Consider the following 19,303-nt stretch of genomic DNA (forward strand, 5'->3'; position numbering starts at 1 on the left):
CAAAATTACTCCCCAAGTCGTGTCTCCTTGTCCCCTCATCCTCTTCTTGACGGGCAACAGCATCATAGTGTTATAACGGCATCAGTCTAAATACAAAATGGGGAACACCAATTGATGATTAATTGCTGGTGGCTGGAGAGAGTTAAACTTAGCTTCTAGAGCAACCCTGATTAGACACAGTTGATAAGCAATGCTAATGCCAGTACTGCTGAATATTTTTAAGCAGGTGGGTCAAGAGTGATGAATGAAGCTGACACCTCAAACAAGGCGGCTGTGATGGAATCCCTAAATTCTGCTAATTCGCCACAATCGGAGCAGGCGAGTTGTCCCTTTTACTCAGTTGTGCCTAATGACAATATGGCAGTTAAAAAACTGCCACTCCTCATGGCAGCTGAAGATAGACAAATTTCAAAAGATACTACCCAGCAGGACTGGGTTGCAGAACCTGAAAGCGGCAAGCAAGCACTTATTGACTCGGAGTTTCAAAACCTGCTGGCATTGAACGAAGAATTGCGTGCAGCTAACAATAACTTGTATCAACAAGTGGAGCAGCTAAAAGACAACCTAGCTGAGTCAGAAAAGGTTTTGCAGTGGCAGAAAACGCGTTCTAGCGTTACTGAGTCGATGCTCAACCAACATACTCAAGAATTGGCTGCGGCTCAAGAACAGATAAAGTCCCTATTTCAACAATTGGAAACTGCTGTACAAACTGTTCAACGCCAGGAAATTTTTATTGATACTCATAAAGCACAGCTACAAATTAGTCAACAACGTCTTGCCCAGTTAGAGCGAGAATGTACGTTATTACACACTAACAACAGCGAACAGTCTCAGCAGTTATTGCAATCAGAAAATGCTTGTCGGGAGTTACGTACTAGACTGATGCGACAACAACGCCAGACCCTGCAATTTAAAGCAGCTCTAGAAAAATGTTTAGATACATCAGTTCCTAGTTATGACTCCTTAGACGATACTGCAAAACATCCCAAAGACATAACTAGCGGACAAGGAAGATTTTCTCGAAAAGCTCGGTCTTTGTTTCCTAACGCCCAGCCAATTCAACCTTGGTCAGCAGAACCAGAATCCTTGACTGAGAATCTAGATAATTCTTGGGGCGAACCGTCACCACCAGTCCCATTCCAAAGAAATGAACCGACTCCGACGCCATCTTCTTGGAACTGGTCAGTTAAGCAAAATACGCCAACACCAGCAGAAACCGGCCCCTCTCCAAAAATTGATGATTCCCCAGATACACCGGAAGCTGTTTCAACTTCGGGTTCATCAAATTTAGATCAGCAATTAGATAGTCTGATTCAAATGTTTTTCACCTCCCAGCCTGCATCTGCATCACCACCACCTGCTGCGAAAACGCATGTGGATAGTAATCAGGGTGATGCGCCGATCTGGGAGACTTTAGCAACAATCTTAGAAGATGATGAAGAACTAGAAAATCCACAAAAGGAGCAGTTGGAAGCAGAAATTAATCCCCCTGCAACTACCTCCACTTCTGGGACGACAGATTCTGTGGTTTCACCAGCCAATAACTTACTGGTTTCCTCTACTCAACCTCATCTTGAGACGCCTGGTGGAGAAACTGAAGACTACTGGTCAGAAGTTTCACAATTGACGCACTTGGAATTGTCGGCAACTGATTTGTCCCCAGATTTATCAGGTGATAACATCAATGATGCCAATTCACCCTCACCCGTAGTTTATCCCCAGCGTCCACCCAAGGGGCGTAAGTCATTGGCATCTGTGGAACTACCAAATTTTCGCCCCAAGAGTCAATAGTTAGGAGTACAGACGCGATTAATCGCGTCTGTAAGGAGTCAAGTGATTAATGCCCAATGCCTAATAACTAATTCAGAATCCTTGCTTCTGACTTCGGAATTATGTCTTCTGGGCTAATTTTGGCTACCTGACTGGGCGATCGCGGTTTGCCTGTGGCGATCGCATAATTAATCGTCAACAGCCACAACCACAATCCCGGATTCCGAGGTTCCAGCCAAAAACCCACCCGATTCAAGAAGCGCCCGAACCACGGACTCAGCAAAGCACTAACCAGGGCATGACGACCGAAGTTAAAATAACTACCAAGCCATCTGAGCAAATCCCTTGGGCCAGCAAGTTCCCAGATCCATAAAAGCAAGGCAGGATTTGTCCTCGCTGCTTTGAGTGCTAGGCGGTTAAAAGTTAACCAATCACACCTATCTTTAATGAAATTATCTGCCACCTCTAAAGGTTCGTCTGCTAACAGCCCAAAAAAGGTATTGAGCATGGAGTTGATCCGTTGGGGTGGTAAAAATTTCCTTGTGGGCACCATCATGCCTTTGGAAAATAGCCAAGTCACTGAAACGTTGCTTTGATAAGCGCGAATTTGGTTCAAGTGTCGGAAACTCAACAAGTCATGTTTTAGAGCAGTATCCAACAGCGTTGTTAAGCGCTCTAAGTTGCGAACTAGAGAACCAAAACCGGTGAAAACAAGGGGAGACTGGAGTGATGCGGCATCACCGATCGCAATCAATCGATTAAAGGCAACTGTGCGATCGCTACTTCCGACACTAAAATGCCCCGGTATATACCCAAATGTCGGCTTCTTCCACACCAACTTGTCCATATCGCACCTGCGATACTCTGGCAAAATCGTGAAAAAGTCCTCGTACATCTCCAGCAAGGAACCGGGATTTTCAGCATTGACTTCATGGTAATGAAATAAATAAATCGTCAGTTCTTCATCTGCTCCAGGAAACAATTCCCAAATTAACTGCCTTCCCCGCGAAATATCCCCATGACTATAAAGAACGTCCCCATATTGGGAATCCCACACCCCCGGCTCAAATCCGCTCTCAATTGCCGCTCCCACTGTCGGACACACACTATCAAAAGCCCGACCACCATTTAATTGCCAAGCGATGGGGGACGCAGTTCCCATTGCATCTATTAACAGTCGTCCACTTACTTGCTTTTCAACCTGACTGGGTAAGTGCTTGACTTTCAAAAGTACTTGTGATATATCAATATCTGCACGGATAAACTCTGTTTCATCCCAGATATCACCGCCTGCCGCTTGCAGTTTTTGCCCACACATTTGGAGCCATTTTTCGGAATCTAAGCCTAAATTTAGGACTGTGGGGGTGTGCAGAACAGGCGATCGCAGTTTGGATGGATTATTAGCATCAAAAAACTTATTGAATCCATCTTTGTATTCCCTGGCAATGATCGTTTCTAACTCAGCGGGGGTGACTAAACCCAGGTTAACTAAGCTTTGAATCTCATCGCGAGAAATATTCCATTCTCGGTTCATCCGCCCAAAGGGCATTCGTTCCACCAACAAAACTTTATATCCCAGTTTTGCCATCAGTGCTGCATGGATGGCGCCTAGTGCGCCACCTATGTAGATGATGTCGTACTGGGCATTGGGCATTGGGGCATTGGTTATTTCCCCCCTGCTCCCCTGCGAAAACACCACTTGACGCGGCTGCTGCGGATTCCGTACTCCTTCGCGCCATCGTTGTTCCCACCAATAGGCACGAGTTAGGTCATATTCACCGTTGGGCATTTTCTGAAAATATTTGACAGTGAGGGGATAAACAGAGCCTAGCGCGGCAAAAATCGATTGCTGTGATAAATCAATCGCTGGCGGTTCTGGGTAATGATGCCCAAAACGGCTTCTGATTTCCTTGGTCAGGCGTTGCAGGATTTGTCCCTCTTTGGGAAAAGGCTGTTCTGTCCAACGAAACACTTTTAGATAAGTAGTTCGTTGCACCGACCAGACAAATACAGAAAGTTCCGCAGGCAAGTTTTCCGAAACAGCCACCCCAGTAATTGTAGTTGCAGTAGGGATTTTGAGGCGAAAGCCTTCCGAGGTAAGCACTTTTTCTCCATTTCCGGGTTCAAAATCTGTTTGTAACCAGCTACGCACAGTTGCTATATCCGGAGTTGGAACTTCTAAATAAAGGATTTCTCTCATCGTTTCCTGACATCTCCGATCAATCTACTTACTAAGACAGATTTTATGAAGGCACAAAGTAAGGTAAACTCCGCCCTATTAGTTTCGTAAAGATTCAGTGAAGAAATTTTAAGAATTTGCCAAATTTATTGTTCATTTTGTATTTCTGTAAACCCACGCCATGAATTATCCCATTCCAGACAGTCCCCAGGAAATTTTTGCCTTGCGACAACAGCCGATTGATGAAGAACTAGTTGCCGCTGCGATCGCTGGAGTAATTAAAATTGTCCGTGCTCAGGGTCAATCTTTAGAAGAATTAACCGCTCAGTTACTAGCAGATGATCCACTGCTGGATCAGCAACAACGTCGCTGGTTGAGCCAATTAGTTGCCCAATCTTGGGAAAAGTTCTCCTAAAACCTTGCATAGAATGAAGTTTTATGTCGCAGTATCGGCTTTCCAGGTCTGCACCTAAATATTAGCGATGCCTGCGGCGGGCTGCGCCTACGCATTTTAGGTGTAAAAGTAACAATAATCGTCAGTATGGGATTGGCAATTGGGTTTCTATTTTTGCATTTATGGCACAGAAGCCACTAAATTAACCATATCAGCGTTTTACGTTGCTAATGAATTTTACAACGTTCTGAAACGGAAAGACCTCTGGTGCAAAGCAGGGGTCTTTTTTTTGGATCAATCCTTATACTCTTTGATCGGCGTTTCGACGCCTTAATGGAATAAATGTTTTTGGTACACAACTCAGTTGAGCGATGCCTGCGGTGGGCTACGCCTACGCACTTTGGCTGTAAAGGTGAGAATGATTATTTGTATAGAATTGGCAATTGATCTGCTATTTTTGCATTTAAACCATTGCTTACCCAAGTGCCAGATGCTGCTTATATCTTGCACCATTCTCAATAACCGTAGGGTGGGCACTGCTGATAACGTAAAAATTAGGGTTTGAGCCAGCGTTAGGCAGTATTCACCCTACAAAAATAGTAATAAAGCAAGTGGTGCAAGATGTGAGACTTTGCGTCTGTGCATCATATTTAAAAGTATCATTCATTCTTGCTTGCCCTTATATCCCCCTATCCACTACCTTGTTGCATAGTGTGGTATTAGTATGGTAATGTTTTTCCTTCTAAATATCAGGCTAAAAAGATACTACTATGTTTAGTAATTGGTCTTGGCGTAAAGTCTTAAAAACCTTTGGTGGCTTGGCTGTTGGCATTGCAAGTATTAGTATGAACAATTTAACTAGTCGCCATGTAGCTTTAGCAACATCAAATTCTTCTCAACTGCAGAATATTAATCAATTAACTATTAGCGAAAGCAAAACTAGATCCTCAAATATTTTAGTTGTTCAAAATCCAGTTCTTCCAAATACAACTACTCGAACAATTGATGGTGCAAGAGTTACGGCAGATGCATTCTACCGTTATTATAATCAATCAATTTTTAAGCACTTCTACACTACTAATTTTAATTTGAGTGAGTTAGGAACTGGTAGCAGCGGATACATATCTGAAGGAATTGCCGCCTATATTCCCAAACAACAATCTCAACAACAATCTCCTGGAACTAAGGCTCTATATCGATATTACAGTACCACAGGTTCAGACAAATTCTACACTACTGATTTTAATGCCAGGGATGGATATGTAATTAAAAAGACTGGTTATTTTGTATATTCTACACCGATCACAGGTACTATTCCTTTATATGAATATTACAGTTCCGTAGCTTCAGACCACGTGTACACTACTAATTTTAGTGAGTTGGGTGGTGGCAAGAATGGATATGTCCTTAAAGGTATTCTAGGTTACGTCATTCCTACGGTAATAGATAATTCTACAACTTCGTAGCGTTATCGAGTTTTGCCAAGCCTTACCAGTAAGTCGCTCAATTCGTCATGCATTTATGAAATGCTATACTTAGGGACTAGCAAGTAAAAAACATCTAATTATCAATTGTGGGATAGGCGTCTAGCCCCACCTATCAACTAGGCAAGCTAAAAAGCAACACCCCACAAGGTTGGATAATTTATCAATTTTGACAAGGGGAAATTGTCTCCCCATTTTCTTATCGGGTGGCAACACGATGCGGGTTTAATACCCCCATTAATGAAGGTGGCTGATCTTCAGGTGGGGGTTGTCAATTAGGGTACACTACATAGTGCTTTTTGTCAACTAGAAGCTTTCACCGCCGCTTCCGCTTGGGAGTGCAACAACAAACCGTATTCCAAGCCCTCCACTACCGCTTGATAGGAAGCCTCCAAAATATTGGTGGAAACCCCTACTGTTGTCCAACGTTGATGACCATTACCCGATTCTACCAATACACGAGTTTTCGCCGCAGTGCCGGTATGTCCATTAAGAATCCGGACTTTGTAATCTGTCAAATCAAAGGTTGCTATTTGGGGATAAAAGTTCACCAAAGCCCTGCGTAAAGCCGCATCCAAAGCTGCCACGGGCCCATTACCTTCGGCCGCCTCCAAAATATTTTTTCCATCAACAGCGACTTTGACTGTAGCTAGAGCATTGCTAGTTTCTTTCCCCTCAATCAAGTCACAGTGGACTTGAAAACCTTTGATTTCAAAAAACTGTTGGCGATCTCCCAAAGCTTCGTGCATCAACAATACAAAACTTGCCTCTGCTGCTTCAAATTGAAATCCTTCGCTCTCCAAGTCTTTGAGGCGCTGGAGAATTTGCTTGGCCTCTGCCTTTAGCTGATCGAGTTCAATCCCAAAACTGCGGGCTTTGGCTAAAACATTGCTGAGTCCAGACTGTTCAGAAATCACAATGCGGCGATGATTCCCGACTTGTTCCGGCTGAATGTGTTCGTAAGTCAGGGGATTACGTTCCACGGCTGATACATGAATACCGCCCTTGTGGGCAAAAGCCGAACGTCCCACAAAGGGAGCGTGTTCATCTGGCGCGAGGTTGACCACCTCACTAACAAAACGACTAGCTTCTGTAAGTTGTGTTAGCTGGTCTTCTGTGATACAACTGTAACCCGCCTTCAGTTGTAAATTGGGAATTAATGAACAGAGGTTAGCATTACCACAACGTTCACCGTAACCGTTAATTGTCCCCTGTACCATCTTTGCCCCTGCCATAACGGCGGCTATTGCGTTAGCAACCGCCATTTCCGAATCGTTATGAGTGTGAATTCCGATTTGGGGCATTGAAGATTGGGAATCTTTCCTAGTTCCCCATTCCCCAGTCACCTTGACTACATCTTGAACGATTTGGCTAATTTCGTGGGGTAAAGTGCCGCCATTGGTATCACAGAGAACTAGCCATTCAGCACCAGATGCGATCGCAGCCTCTAATGTCTGTAAAGCATAATCTGGATTGTGTTTGTAGCCATCAAACCAATGTTCGGCATCGTAAATAATCCGACGCCCTTGAGAACGGAGGTACTCAATCGTGTCACGAATCATCGCCAAATTTTCTTCTAACGTCGTCTTGAGGCTGGCTGTGACATGTAAATCCCAAGACTTGCCAAAAATCGTTACCCAGCGAGTCCCCGCAGCCAAAATAGCCTGTAGCATCGGTTCAGTTGCGGCAGTGGTATTGGGGCGTCGAGTCGAACAAAAAGCCACAATTTCAGCAAATTTTAGCGGATCTTCTTGGAGTTGCCAGAAAAATTGTACATCCTTGGGATTGGCACCAGGCCAACCGCCTTCAATAAAGGGAATTCCCAGTTGATCGAGTCTCTTGGCAATGCGTAACTTGTCTTCTATCGATACTGATAGCCCCTCGCGCTGAGTGCCATCCCGTAATGTAGTGTCATAGAGCCAAAGTTGAGGTGAGGAATTTGTGGTCATAAAACTGAGACCGACGAGACAACTTTCGAGACAATGTGTCAATATACAACAAAACGCCAGTTTGGCAATTTAAAAATGCCTAAAGTACTAGCTGAAGGTAAAACAATTGATTGCGAGCAGGGAAGTAATCTCCGAAAAATTTTGCTGCAAAATAGTATTCACCTCTACAATGACGGTGCTAAGGTAATAAACTGTCGAGGCATTGGCAGTTGTGGAACCTGCGCGGTTAAGGTAGAGGGCGAAGTATCAGCAGCGAATTGGCGTGATCGAGCACGGCGTTCGCTTCCTCCCCATTCTCCTACAACAGACTTGCGTTTAGCCTGTCAAACCCAGGTTTTAGGCGATGTGAAAGTGACAAAGTTTGATGGATTTTGGGGACAAGGTTCTCGAATAGTGTGGACACCAAAAGGTTAAAAAGGAGTAAAACAAGATGGGTAGATGGACACCCTTAATTCTAATGGCTGGAGGTTTAGCCATTCTGCTTGGTACATTACTAGGCATCAACTTTCCTATGGGCGTACAAACCGCTAACGCTCCCGGTGGCAAAGCAGCCAAAGTTCTGCCAGCTAATATCAATGTTAATAGCAGTGCTGGCAGCAAGAATGAAGAAACTGCCACTGAAGGAAACGAAACAACTGAAACAAACCAAAACAGGCGCAGTATTGTAGCCCCAAGACCTGGTAACAGGAGTAACGTTGCCCAGAATCCTTCCAATGACTCAACCTCACCTTCTGACACTACAACAGACGGCAATACAGATACTTCACAAACAAACACAAACACACCATCCAGCGATGCAAACCAAGGCAACGAACCAATTCGAGCCTTATGGTAACGATAAGATCCGTCTTTAGTTACGAGTTATAAGTTATAAGTTATGAGTTAATTAGTTATGAGTTATTAGTTATGTACTAATGATAAATGGCTAATAATAAATGACTGATGACTAGTGAGATTGTAATTATTGGTGGCGGTGTTACTGGTTTAGCGATCGCCATTGAACTAAAACTGCGCGGGACAAACGTCACCGTGTTTTGTCGTAACTTTCAGGCTGCCGCTACCCATGCCGCTGCTGGGATGTTGGCACCAGACGCGGAAAATATCCCTAATGGGGCCATGCGTTCATTGTGTTGGCGATCGCGTGCTTTGTATCCCGACTGGACGCACAAACTAGAAGAACTAACTGGCTTAAATACTGGGTACCGGCCCTGCGGTATCCTCACACCCTTTTTTGAAGAAAGCAGGGGAGCAGGGGACCAGGGGAGTAGGAGGGAAAGTCTTTCCTCCTCATCCCCCCCATCCCCAGCTTACTGGTTAAACAAAGAGGCAATTCATCAATATCAGCCAGGATTGGGAGCAGAAGTCATTGGTGGCTGGTGGTATCCTGAAGACGCACAAGTTGATAATAAAGCTCTAGCTCAAGTACTGTGGACAGCGGCTGAGTCTGTTGGTGTTAAACTCAAAGACGGGATTACAGTAGAAGCATTTTTACAGCAGCAAGGACAAGTGGTTGGCGTGCAAACCAATACTGGGGTAATTCGCGCCGCGCACTATGTTTTAGCTTCAGGTGCTTGGTCAAATGAGTTGTTACCACTACCTGTGCTACCCAGAAAAGGACAAATGCTGAGTGTGCGGATACCAGAATTTGCCTCGGAATTGCCCTTAAAACGGATTTTATATGGTCAGGATATTTACATCGTACCAAGACGCGATCGGCTGATTATTGGGGCAACAAGCGAAGCTGTTGGCTTCACCCCCAACAACACCCCAGAAGGCATTCAAACATTATTACAAGCTGCCATCCGGCTGTATCCCCAATTAAAGCATTATCCTATCCAAGAATTCTGGTGGGGATTTCGCCCAGCCACCCCCGATGAGTTACCCATCCTTGGCACCAGCTACTGTCAAAATTTAACCCTTGCTACTGGTCATTACCGCAACGGGATTCTACTTGCACCAGTAACAGCGACATTGATTGCCGATTTAATCTTGGAACAAAAGTCTGACCCAATACTTTCAAATTTTCACTATTCGCGCTTCCAATCCCAGCCATCTACCTCCACCCCAATGCTGACTCACTCTGCCAATTTCTCCAACGGGCATCACACTGCCATATCTTTACAGCACCCACCACTCCCCGTTCAAGACTCCCCACTAATTATTGCTGGCAAAACCTTCCAATCCCGCTTAATGACCGGAACTGGTAAGTATCGCAGCATTGAAGAAATGCAGCAAAGTGTCGCCGCCAGCGATTGCCAGATTGTCACCGTCGCAGTCCGACGGGTTCAAACCAAGGCCCCCGGACATGAAGGTTTAGCTGAAGCCTTGGATTGGACAAAAATCTGGATGTTGCCCAATACCGCAGGTTGTCAAACTGCTGAAGAGGCGATTCGGGTAGCGCGTTTGGGGCGAGAAATGGCGAAATTGTTAGGGCAGGAAGATAATAACTTTGTCAAGTTAGAAGTAATACCTGACCTTAAGTATTTACTTCCAGATCCAATTGGGACGCTGCAAGCCGCAGAACAATTAGTTAAAGAAGGTTTTGCAGTATTGCCCTATATTAACGCTGACCCCATGTTAGCCAAGCGTTTAGAAGAAGTAGGCTGTGCTACGGTAATGCCTTTGGCATCGCCGATAGGTTCTGGACAAGGGCTAAAAACAACCGCCAATATTCAAATCATCATCGAAAATGCGGGTGTGCCAGTGGTGGTAGATGCTGGTATTGGTTCACCCTCAGAAGCCGCCCAGGCAATGGAATTGGGAGCAGATGTTTTGTTGATTAATAGTGCGATCGCTCTTTCTCCAAACCCAGCAGCAATGGCTCGTGCCATGAATTTAGCGACAGTCGCCGGTCGTCTAGCATACCTTGCTGGCAGGATGCCCATCAAACATTATGCTAGTCCTAGTTCTCCTCTGACTGGGACGATTACTAGTTAAGGCATGGGGCATGGGGAATAGTACCGCAAGGCGGAAGTCAAAAGTCTAAAGTCAAAAGTCACTCATGTTTTAATTTTGGGCTTTCTGGCTGTAATGAAATGGTAAGTTTATTTCCGCCAACCTGTACTAGGTAAGTAATAATTTTAGATTAAGAATTGAAATTTAATCTAAAATTATTACTTCCATTATCCAAAATTGAATTGCCCAATGCCCAATGTAACGATTTGTCTAGCAGTTTCAGAGCGGATTTAGCATTTATGTAACATTAAATGAACGATAAAGATAAAGGAATTGATTTATGCCCTATACAAACGAAGAAGGCGGCCTTTTGAATAATTTTGCCCGGGAACCAAAGATTTATCAAGCAGAACCTCCCACAAAAGGGCAAAAACGAACTTATATCTTACTAGCAATCACCGCTACAGTTTTGGTTGGCGGCTTGGTTTCAGTCGCCTTCTTTGTTTCTCAGAGCAGTTGAGCATTAAACATTTTAATAAAATTTCATCTTCTTTATAGTTTTCAGGTTCCAATTTTAAGAGGGACCTGCTTTTTTATTTTTTGTTAAAATTGAATTAGCAATTAAAGTATAATTGTATACTTTTTTCTTTTTATAGATTATGAAGGCTCAGTTTATTCAAAGCCGCGTAACATCCACTTAAAAACCATTTTCATTATGACTTTAGCCCACTTGGATGCACCCATAAAGGTGATATATACTGTGTTTTGGCTCTTTAGCCGCTATGAGCGTGAATGATCCTGCACACAACAATAATTCTGCTTGGAATCGGCAAGTATATCACCGCCTGAAACTTGCCCTAAGTCTTGGCTTACGACGACAATTTTTTTTAGCGGTATGTGATGATTTACACTTAAGAAATCAGGTAGCAGCCCGTTTGCACTCTACATTGGCTTATCCTGTTGGACAGGTACTATATCGGCCATCAAATTCTCATGAAAATAGCACTTCAGCTTATCCGCGATTAGTCACATTGCGTTTGAATTTAAACGATCCCAATCCCATAATCCAGATAAATCAATGGTTGGCTAATTATCCACCGCCAATTGTTGGGGCATCAAAAGATACCCCAAGAAGACCTTTTCCAGTCCCAGCATTTCAGATTGTAGGTGTGGAGCATCTCACCAAGCAACCAGTGGCAACACAACGGTTATTTTTGCACTATCTCCGCTTAAGCGAAGAATATTTCTCTACACAAGAATCCAGCCGATTCCTAGAATCTAACTTGCTGTTGTGGATACCGCGTCCTTGGTTATCTGCTATCAAGCAATCAGCACCACAGTTTTGGCGTTGCCGGACTGGCGTATTTGTGTTTGCTGGAGAACCCACACCAGCGACTCAGAATTTGGGCTATCCAGAAAGTTTTTCACGTTCTGGAAGTTTGGATTTAGGGAGTATTGAGCAATCGATTCTAAATGAATCAGTTAACCAAACGGAACTGAAAACCGCAGCCACCAAGTTAAAGTTTGAGAATAATTCGGATTTTCCAGCAGAGATACAAAGGAATGGCGTATATAAAACCCAGGAAGTTTCGCCGTCAACAGCAGATTTATTGAAGCCTGCACCACAACAGCAGGAATCTACTAATAGATCTGGTAGTGGGAGTAATAATCAATCGCTATTATCTTTATCTTATATTAGCAGCGAGTTAACGGAGCTAATAATAGCAACAATCAACACTAATATTGCTCCAAATACGGAGGATTATTTACAACTGCACCAGATTTTGTTGGAGATTGAAGAATTACACCAAAAGCAAGTTCTAGGTGAGGTACTGGCAGAAGCCTATCATCGCTTGGGCACCTTATACCGCCTTCGCATTGAGCAAGGAGAGTCAACCCTAGAAAACCTGATGGTGGCAATTATTGCCTATCAGGAGGCAATTAGCTATGACGAAACCTCACCGCAACTCCCAGATATCTTGAATGACTTGGGTACACTCTACTGGATGCTTTACCGCACACCACCCAATTCTGAGGAAGGACAAACTTATATAGAGCAGGCAATAGAATTTTATCAGTTGGCGTTAAATATGATTTCGCCTCAGACACATTCGGAAACTTACGCTCGTGTGCAAAATAATTTGGGGACAGCCTATGGTGATTTAGCTCATTTTTCTCACCCATCTGAAAATTGGCAGCAAGCAATTGTAGCTTACAGTGAAGCACTTAGCTACCGTACAGCTGATATGGACTCCTTAAAGTATGCGGCTTGCCAGAACAATTTGGGTACTGCTTACTGGCATCTAGGGCAATACAATCAACCGATTATACATTTAAAGAAAGCGATCGCAGCTTACAACGAAGCACTTGTACACTACAACCCCGAACAGGAACCGCTTAAGTATGGTATGATTCAAAATAACATCGGTACTGCTTGTTGGAATTTAGCACAATATGAACAACCAGCCCAAAATCTCCAACTAGCGATAGATGTCTATAGCGAAGCTCTCAAGTATCGTACTCCAGCTAATGTTCCCAGTGCCTGCGCCGCTACACAAAATAATCTCGGTACTGCCTACTGGCATCTAGCAAACCTATCTCAGACAACTCAAGAGGCACGGCAAAAGTATCTACAACTATGTATCAGCGCTTACGAAGAGGCTATAGCCTTAGCTCACTCACTTAGCAGTACTTCTTTAAGTTTTGATTTGCTTGCTTCTTATAATAACCTGGGACTGGCACATTATCAGCTAGTAATAGATAAATCTTTTGATGGCGACAAAGCAACACGTTCCCAACACTTAGAAGTAGCATTAGATAACCATTTGCAAGCCTTAAACGGATTAAGTAAACAACCAGAGCCTTATCAAATAACCTTCACTTATGTAGTGAAAACTATTCGTGCTTTTCATAATGAATTAGGGATACAGGGACAAAATCTGGCTTTATCTAAAGTTCCTAGTCAGTTGTTGCCAGAGATTTTGTCAAAGTTATAAAGTAGATGCCGAAAACCCTTGAGGATGAACCTGATTAGCGTCCCAATAGGCAGGGAGTGTCAGCCCCAACTCTTGGAGACGCTACGCGAACGGGGAAGTCAAAAGTCAAAAAAGAGTAGCTTGATATCAACTTGACAATTAATTAATGAACCAACTTAAGATAGCGATCGCTAACAGTTTACTAATTACAAAGTGCTAAAATATTTTTACAGTTCATAAACTAAGCTTAATGTATATAATTTTTTGAATAAGATATATAAATATAAAAATATATAAATATTTTATAAAAACTACAATAATATATAAGCGTATTTTCCGTAAAATTACTACCGTAGACTGGAAACCTAGTTGAGAAAAGCTCGAAAATGAGAATTGAAACCTAAGTTATGAAACTAAGTTTGGTTTTTGCGACTGCTATATCTAGTTTTTTTGTGAGTGCGACCACAGGATTTGGTTTCTCTGGTCAAGCACATGCTCTGACTTTTTCTGGTATCTCTAGTGGCACATGGGGAAACCCCACTCCAGAAAATATAGATACCAAACCAATATACACAGGTGTAGGAAGCAACACATTTATTTGGGGTGATCCTAATGTGTGTCCAGCAAGTTCAAATACTCCTAGTGGGTGTACAATAACAGGCTCAAATAAACTTACATTGGATGGAAGTTCATTTTCAACTGACATTAACTCTGCATTCAAAATAGCTGATTTAACTTACTTTAACGGAACAGTACTCAAAGGTACAAGTGTTGGATTTGTACCTTTAAATCTCAATTTATCCTTCAACCCTCCCACTGGAATCAGCGAAGTTTTTGACTTCAAGTTTGGTCTAGTAAATACACCTAATGACCCAACAAATGCAGAAGATAATGCAGACTTTGTATTTATAGACACAAATTTAAATAATCGCAGTTTCACCTTTGAAGGCAATAAATACACGCTTGAGCTAACCGGATTTAATCCAGACATTCCCCAGATAAGTATTAATGCTCTTGAAGGAGCCACAACTAGAACAGCTATTTATGCCAAATTCAAAAGCATACCCGAACCTCCGCTAGTAGCGGGTCTATTCCTGCTAGGGATATATATGATATCTCGGAAAAAATTCTTGGAGAAGAAATATTAAAAGCTTTGGTGGTTAGAACATCTGCTCCTGTTCGCCCTTAAGGATGTAATTTCACTAGGGAATTGTCCCGACTCCAAAATGAGGTTTATAGCGGTTCTCGTAGCCTGTGGGAAGCCCTACGAACGGTACACCAGTTTGCTCAAGTCTGTTACTACCCATACAACTGGCTCCAGTATTCCACGCAATTGAGAACTGCTACATACTCCATATTTCATACTTGTTGATGGTAAGTGAATAAATTTTAATCCAGCACAAGAATTGCTGCGAGCGCATCAAAAATTGATAGCACTAACCTTTTCAAGGTGACTCGTAAAATAAGATTGTTTTTTCTCACCACTCTCAGCACCTCTGCGGTTTAATGCCCAAGTGATTGCTTGCAGAAGTTGGCTAGCTGGAAATTATTTTAGCTGATCGCTTTTTGTGGATAATAAAACATTAAAACCTGTCAGCGCGGGTTTCGTTTTTATGGTTGTTCGACTTTGAGTCGCCAAGACATAATTTGAGTTTAGCTGCTATTCTCTAGTTACAGAATAGTCCCTACTCAAGTAAGTGATTTATTCAAGCACGGTAGGGTATTGGTTTTGCTTGATGGGCTAGATGAAGTAAGAGAAGAACCTAACAAATAGTGGTTAGCTAATGGGAAGGCTTGGTGTGAAGAATTAACAGAAGTAATGATTAAATATCGTAATATTGGTCATGATTGGCAGTTCACTCACAAGCAGAAAGAATTGCTTAAGCAGTATTATGATACCAATAAATTATTGGTACATTCCCTAAATAGCGATTGTTATGTCAGCCGTGAAGTACGACAGTAAATTGGAGATACTTTGTTATTACCGCTCGCAGAGATTAAACAGCGTCAGCAGCAATCTTAAATACACATGTAACAGACAGTGTATCTTTCAGTCATACAGGTAAATCATTCATTAAGAAAACGAAAATATTTCCCAAGTTATAGCAAATCAATCTAGAATAAAAGTAAGAGTTCGCAATTAGCCACATTCGCCTCTATTTAATGGCTTAGATATGTGGACATAAGTAATAAAACAGGATTTGGGAACAAGATGATACTCGTTTTGCGTCCTATGAATGTCTGGCCTGTGATTTTATTGACGCACATTAGCAAAATACAAATTCTGAGGAGCGATGTCTACGATGGGCTATGATGCTTGATGACTCGCTACCGCTTCGCTATTGGCATCGCGATCGCACAGACTCCTCATCATAATAAGTACTTTTATCTTCGGAATACGCCTATAGACAGGTTCATAAACAGTCAGAAACAAACTCAGTGAATTACCGTCATTACATACATCACATACACAAAGGACAACCCTCTTATGACTCGCCTATATCAATGGAAATCTGGTACTGCTGCACTTATGGCAATGGCGGTTACTACAACCGTTATTAGTCCCCTATTGAGCTTGGCTCCTGCTAATGCACAATATAGAATTAACCAAGATAGAACTGGACAATACGGAAACGTTACCATTCCTTCTGGGGTTGCTTTTCCTGTCACCTACGAAAAAGAGACAATTACTATTGCTCCTGGGGAAAGTAAATCTCTAACCTTAAAAATAGCCAAAGACATTCTCGACAGAAATAGAAATGTCTTAATTCCGGCTGGTACTAAAGTAAATGGACGGTTAGAACCTGTTGACTTAGATAATTATTCAAGAGATACAGATCAAAACCAAGGAAAAGGCGTGCGGTTTATAGCTCAAGAATTAGAATTTTCCAATGGTCAGCGTCAGTCGATCAATGCAAGTTCTCGAACATATACTACAACTCAAAGAGTTTCACGGGGACCAAGCACAAATCAGGTTTTAACTGATGCAGCTATTGGTGGAGGTGCTGGTGTTTTAGGTTCACTAATTACTGGCAACAACAGAATTGACGATTTAAAACCTGTTCTCGGCGCAGCTGCGGGTGCGGGAGCAAGTGTGCTGTTGCGGAAAAAACAAGTAAATGCTTTTGTCCTCAGACCCGCAGAGGATTTAAGGCTCACACTGAATTCTAACTTGAATTTAGTACCACAATCCCGCTACTAAATTTAACTCAATTCAAGTCGTGATAATCACCCCTGATAGGCGATCGCCACTTTAACTATAGTGAGCGATCGCCTTCATTTTTAACTATAAAAAATTTTATTTAACAGCAACAATTCTACCTCCATATCGTCTTACTCAGCATCGATATTTATTAGAGTACTTATTTAATTGCGCTATGGAAGGAGCTAGGAAAATCGGCTCTATTATATTCTCTATTCAAAAGAGTATTCCAAATTATGAAATATCCTGATATTTTTGTTAAATAGTAACAATAAAGGAGTTTTTTACTGTGGTAATTTCAGGTTTCAGTTTAAGCACATATCTTGCAATTCCTCTAGTATTAAGTTTTTTGGCTCAAGGAGAAAGGATAAAAGTATCTTTAGTTAAAAACGTTCGCCAGGTATCCATTAACAAGGAAATGAGTCTATCCAGCCGCGAACTAATTAGCACGAATTCTACACCGAAAATATACTATGTTAGTGGTAGTGGAGACGACAAAAATAGCGGAATTTCTACTTCATCCGCCTTTAGGACAATTCAAAAGGCAGCAGATATAACTAACCCTGGCGATACAGTATTGATTATGAACGGAGTATACACAAATTTAGCCAAAGCTCCGAGTGTAGTAAGTATTAAACGTTCTGGAACTGCAAATGCATGGATTAAGTATAAAGCATATCCTGGGCATTACCCAAAAATTCAGCATAATACATGGAACGGTATCCTGATTTCAAGTGGAGCTTCATATATTGAGATCAACGGGCTGGAAGTTATAGGAAACAATGCCAATATTACCCTTGATTATGCATTAAGTCAGAAGACTAACAGATCAAATCCACTTACAAGCGGAAACTGCATAAACATTGACGGACGAGCCAATGGTCATGTTCATCACATCCGTATTCTGAACAACAAAGTGCATGACTGTGGAGGAGGAGGTATCGGAGCAGGGCAGGCTGATTATGTGAAGATAGATAATAACACTGTGTTCAATAATGCCTGGTATGGTGTTTATGCTTGCAGTGGCATTACGATAGGGACCAGTTGGAATTCTGACACCAACCGGGGATATAAGATGTTCGTGACCAATAACAAGGTATATAACAATCGCATGTACATCCCTTGGGTTGCGACGGGAAAGATCACAGATGGTAATGGCATTATTATCGATAGTACCAGAAATGATCAGAACCCCAATTTGGGTGCATATATAGGACGGACTTTAATTCAAAACAATCTAACATTTAATAATGGTGGTTCAGGGATTCATACATTTTTAAGTGACCATGTTGATATCGTCAATAACACAGCTGTTTTAAATAATCAAAGTCCAGAAATTAAAGATGGGCAAATATTTGGCAATGTGTCATCTGATGTCAGAATTTTAAGGAACATTCTCTATGCTTATCCGGACAAGAATATTAACGGTAACAATAAAAATGAAAACGTGATTTATGATTATAATATCTACATCAATAGTTCTAAAGTAGATGTTAAGGGATCTCACGATATTGTTGCAGACTCCGAGTTTTTAAGTAAGCATTCCACTCTCAAAAAAATATCTGGCGATTGGAAATCGCGGTTAGATAAACAAAATCCGCCAACGCAAACTTATGTAGAGCCTAAGTCGGGAGGTTTTGTTTGTGGGCAAGTGACTTACCGTTTGCAAGATAAACTCATCAAAGTGGGATGCTCCCCGCTATCTTTGGCTCAAACTACTTTTTCTGATGTTTCATCTAACTATTGGGCGGCACAATTTATTCAACAATTATCTCAACTAGGTGTAATTGCCGGATTTCCCGATGGTAGCTTCCACCCTGAAGAACCGGTGACACGCGCTCAATTTGCCGCGATGGTCAACAAAGCCTTTCAAAAAACACAACAACGGCAGGCAATCAATTTTAGTGATGTGCCAAGCAATTATTGGGCATCCAGTGCAATTGAGCAAGCTTACGCCATTGGTTTCTTATCTGGTTATCCTGGAAATCGCTTTGAACCTAACCAAGCTATTCCCCGTGAGCAGGTTTTGGTTTCTTTGGCTAACGGTCTGGAATATAGTCCCAGCGGCAATACCCAAAGCACTCTGCAATACTTCAACGATGCCTCTAACATCGCTAGCTATGCCCGTAGCCCGATCGCCGCAGCAACACAGAAGCAAATTGTGGTCAACTATCCGAATGTGAAGTTACTGAATCCAACTGCAACCGCCACTCGCGCCCAGGTAGCAGCTTTTATTTACCAAGCATTGGTTAGTTCTAATCAAGCCTCAGCAATTAACTCGCCCTATGTCGTCTCAAGCCCCAGCAATTAACTCGCCCTATGTCGTAACTCAATTCAAGTCGTGACTTTAATCACCCATGATAGGCGATCGCCACTTTAACTATAGTGAGCGATCGCCTTCATTTTTTATAGTAAAAAATTTTATTTAACAGCAACCATTCTCCCTCTAAATCGT

The 19,303-nt window shown here is 42.4% G+C and carries 12 protein-coding genes and 2 pseudogenes; 12 read left to right on the forward strand and 2 right to left on the reverse strand.

Features of this window, described 5'->3' with window-relative positions; genetic code table 11:
- Window positions 1-240 precede the first annotated feature (240 nt).
- Window positions 241-1,791 carry a hypothetical protein gene (locus V7K35_RS27710; protein ID WP_335083442.1) on the forward strand — a complete coding sequence of 517 codons (1,551 nt, stop codon included), beginning with the start codon at window positions 241-243 and terminating at the stop codon, window positions 1,789-1,791.
- A 67-nt stretch (window positions 1,792-1,858) separates the two neighbouring features.
- On the opposite strand, the gene V7K35_RS27715 is transcribed toward V7K35_RS27710, so the two are convergent.
- The gene (locus V7K35_RS27715) at window positions 1,859-3,970 is read right to left on the reverse strand and encodes an NAD(P)/FAD-dependent oxidoreductase (protein ID WP_335083444.1); all 2,112 of its coding nucleotides are present in this window, start codon (window positions 3,968-3,970) and stop codon (window positions 1,859-1,861) included.
- A 160-nt stretch (window positions 3,971-4,130) separates the two neighbouring features.
- Between V7K35_RS27715 and V7K35_RS27720 the strand changes: the two genes are divergently transcribed.
- Together V7K35_RS27720 and V7K35_RS27725 are read left to right on the forward strand one after the other, a co-directional pair.
- Window positions 4,131-4,364, forward strand: coding sequence for a hypothetical protein (locus V7K35_RS27720; RefSeq protein ID WP_273762052.1), 234 nt, complete (start codon window positions 4,131-4,133; stop codon window positions 4,362-4,364).
- A 749-nt stretch (window positions 4,365-5,113) separates the two neighbouring features.
- The gene (locus V7K35_RS27725) at window positions 5,114-5,809 is read left to right on the forward strand and encodes a hypothetical protein (protein ID WP_335083446.1); all 696 of its coding nucleotides are present in this window, start codon (window positions 5,114-5,116) and stop codon (window positions 5,807-5,809) included.
- Between the two features lie 320 nt (window positions 5,810-6,129).
- Here V7K35_RS27725 and cimA read toward each other — a convergent pair whose 3' ends face one another.
- Window positions 6,130-7,776, reverse strand: coding sequence for a citramalate synthase (cimA, locus tag V7K35_RS27730; protein WP_335083448.1), 1,647 nt, complete (start codon window positions 7,774-7,776; stop codon window positions 6,130-6,132).
- A gap of 75 nt (window positions 7,777-7,851) precedes the next feature.
- Here cimA and V7K35_RS27735 point away from each other — a divergent pair, with 75 nt between their 5' ends.
- From V7K35_RS27735 to V7K35_RS27775, 9 genes and pseudogenes are all read left to right on the forward strand, one after another.
- A complete protein-coding gene (locus tag V7K35_RS27735; protein WP_322716724.1) occupies window positions 7,852-8,190 on the forward strand; it encodes a 2Fe-2S iron-sulfur cluster-binding protein in 339 nt (112 codons plus the stop codon).
- A gap of 16 nt (window positions 8,191-8,206) precedes the next feature.
- On the forward strand, window positions 8,207-8,611 hold the full coding sequence (locus V7K35_RS27740; RefSeq protein ID WP_334794948.1) for a hypothetical protein: 405 nt from the start codon (window positions 8,207-8,209) through the stop codon (window positions 8,609-8,611).
- A gap of 107 nt (window positions 8,612-8,718) precedes the next feature.
- Complete coding sequence (gene thiO / locus V7K35_RS27745; RefSeq protein WP_335083450.1) at window positions 8,719-10,713, forward strand: glycine oxidase ThiO; 1,995 nt, start codon at window positions 8,719-8,721, stop codon at window positions 10,711-10,713.
- Window positions 10,714-11,011: 298 nt separating this feature from the next.
- On the forward strand, window positions 11,012-11,191 hold the full coding sequence (gene psb34 / locus V7K35_RS27750; RefSeq protein WP_335083452.1) for a photosystem II assembly protein Psb34: 180 nt from the start codon (window positions 11,012-11,014) through the stop codon (window positions 11,189-11,191).
- A gap of 262 nt (window positions 11,192-11,453) precedes the next feature.
- Window positions 11,454-13,667, forward strand: a complete 2,214-nt coding sequence (locus V7K35_RS27755; protein ID WP_335083454.1) for a tetratricopeptide repeat protein — start codon at window positions 11,454-11,456, stop codon at window positions 13,665-13,667.
- Window positions 13,668-14,053: 386 nt separating this feature from the next.
- Window positions 14,054-14,794: a choice-of-anchor K domain-containing protein gene (locus V7K35_RS27760; RefSeq protein ID WP_335083456.1), complete on the forward strand. Its 741-nt coding sequence runs from the start codon at window positions 14,054-14,056 to the stop codon at window positions 14,792-14,794.
- A 638-nt stretch (window positions 14,795-15,432) separates the two neighbouring features.
- Window positions 15,433-15,609 (forward strand): annotated as a pseudogene (locus V7K35_RS27765) (NACHT C-terminal helical domain 2-containing protein); the annotation flags it as partial.
- 525 nt (window positions 15,610-16,134) lie between these two features.
- A complete protein-coding gene (locus V7K35_RS27770; protein ID WP_335083459.1) occupies window positions 16,135-16,848 on the forward strand; it encodes a conjugal transfer protein TrbI in 714 nt (237 codons plus the stop codon).
- A gap of 1,651 nt (window positions 16,849-18,499) precedes the next feature.
- Window positions 18,500-19,147, forward strand: a pseudogene (locus V7K35_RS27775) (S-layer homology domain-containing protein); the annotation flags it as partial.
- Window positions 19,148-19,303: the final 156 nt, after the last annotated feature.

Source organism: Nostoc sp., from assembly GCF_036917275.1.
Classification (GTDB): domain Bacteria; phylum Cyanobacteriota; class Cyanobacteriia; order Cyanobacteriales; family Nostocaceae; genus Nostoc.

Coding starts and splice junctions, on each gene's coding strand:
- V7K35_RS27740 (WP_334794948.1), top strand. CDS start 8,207: ATGGGTAGATGGACACCCTTAATTCTAATGGCTGGAGGTTTAGCCATT.
- V7K35_RS27720 (WP_273762052.1), top strand. CDS start 4,131: ATGAATTATCCCATTCCAGACAGTCCCCAGGAAATTTTTGCCTTGCGA.
- cimA (WP_335083448.1), bottom strand. CDS start 7,776: ATGACCACAAATTCCTCACCTCAACTTTGGCTCTATGACACTACATTA.
- V7K35_RS27710 (WP_335083442.1), top strand. CDS start 241: ATGAATGAAGCTGACACCTCAAACAAGGCGGCTGTGATGGAATCCCTA.
- V7K35_RS27735 (WP_322716724.1), top strand. CDS start 7,852: ATGCCTAAAGTACTAGCTGAAGGTAAAACAATTGATTGCGAGCAGGGA.
- V7K35_RS27715 (WP_335083444.1), bottom strand. CDS start 3,970: ATGAGAGAAATCCTTTATTTAGAAGTTCCAACTCCGGATATAGCAACT.
- V7K35_RS27725 (WP_335083446.1), top strand. CDS start 5,114: ATGTTTAGTAATTGGTCTTGGCGTAAAGTCTTAAAAACCTTTGGTGGC.
- psb34 (WP_335083452.1), top strand. CDS start 11,012: ATGCCCTATACAAACGAAGAAGGCGGCCTTTTGAATAATTTTGCCCGG.
- V7K35_RS27755 (WP_335083454.1), top strand. CDS start 11,454: ATGAGCGTGAATGATCCTGCACACAACAATAATTCTGCTTGGAATCGG.
- thiO (WP_335083450.1), top strand. CDS start 8,719: ATGACTAGTGAGATTGTAATTATTGGTGGCGGTGTTACTGGTTTAGCG.
- V7K35_RS27760 (WP_335083456.1), top strand. CDS start 14,054: ATGAAACTAAGTTTGGTTTTTGCGACTGCTATATCTAGTTTTTTTGTG.
- V7K35_RS27770 (WP_335083459.1), top strand. CDS start 16,135: ATGACTCGCCTATATCAATGGAAATCTGGTACTGCTGCACTTATGGCA.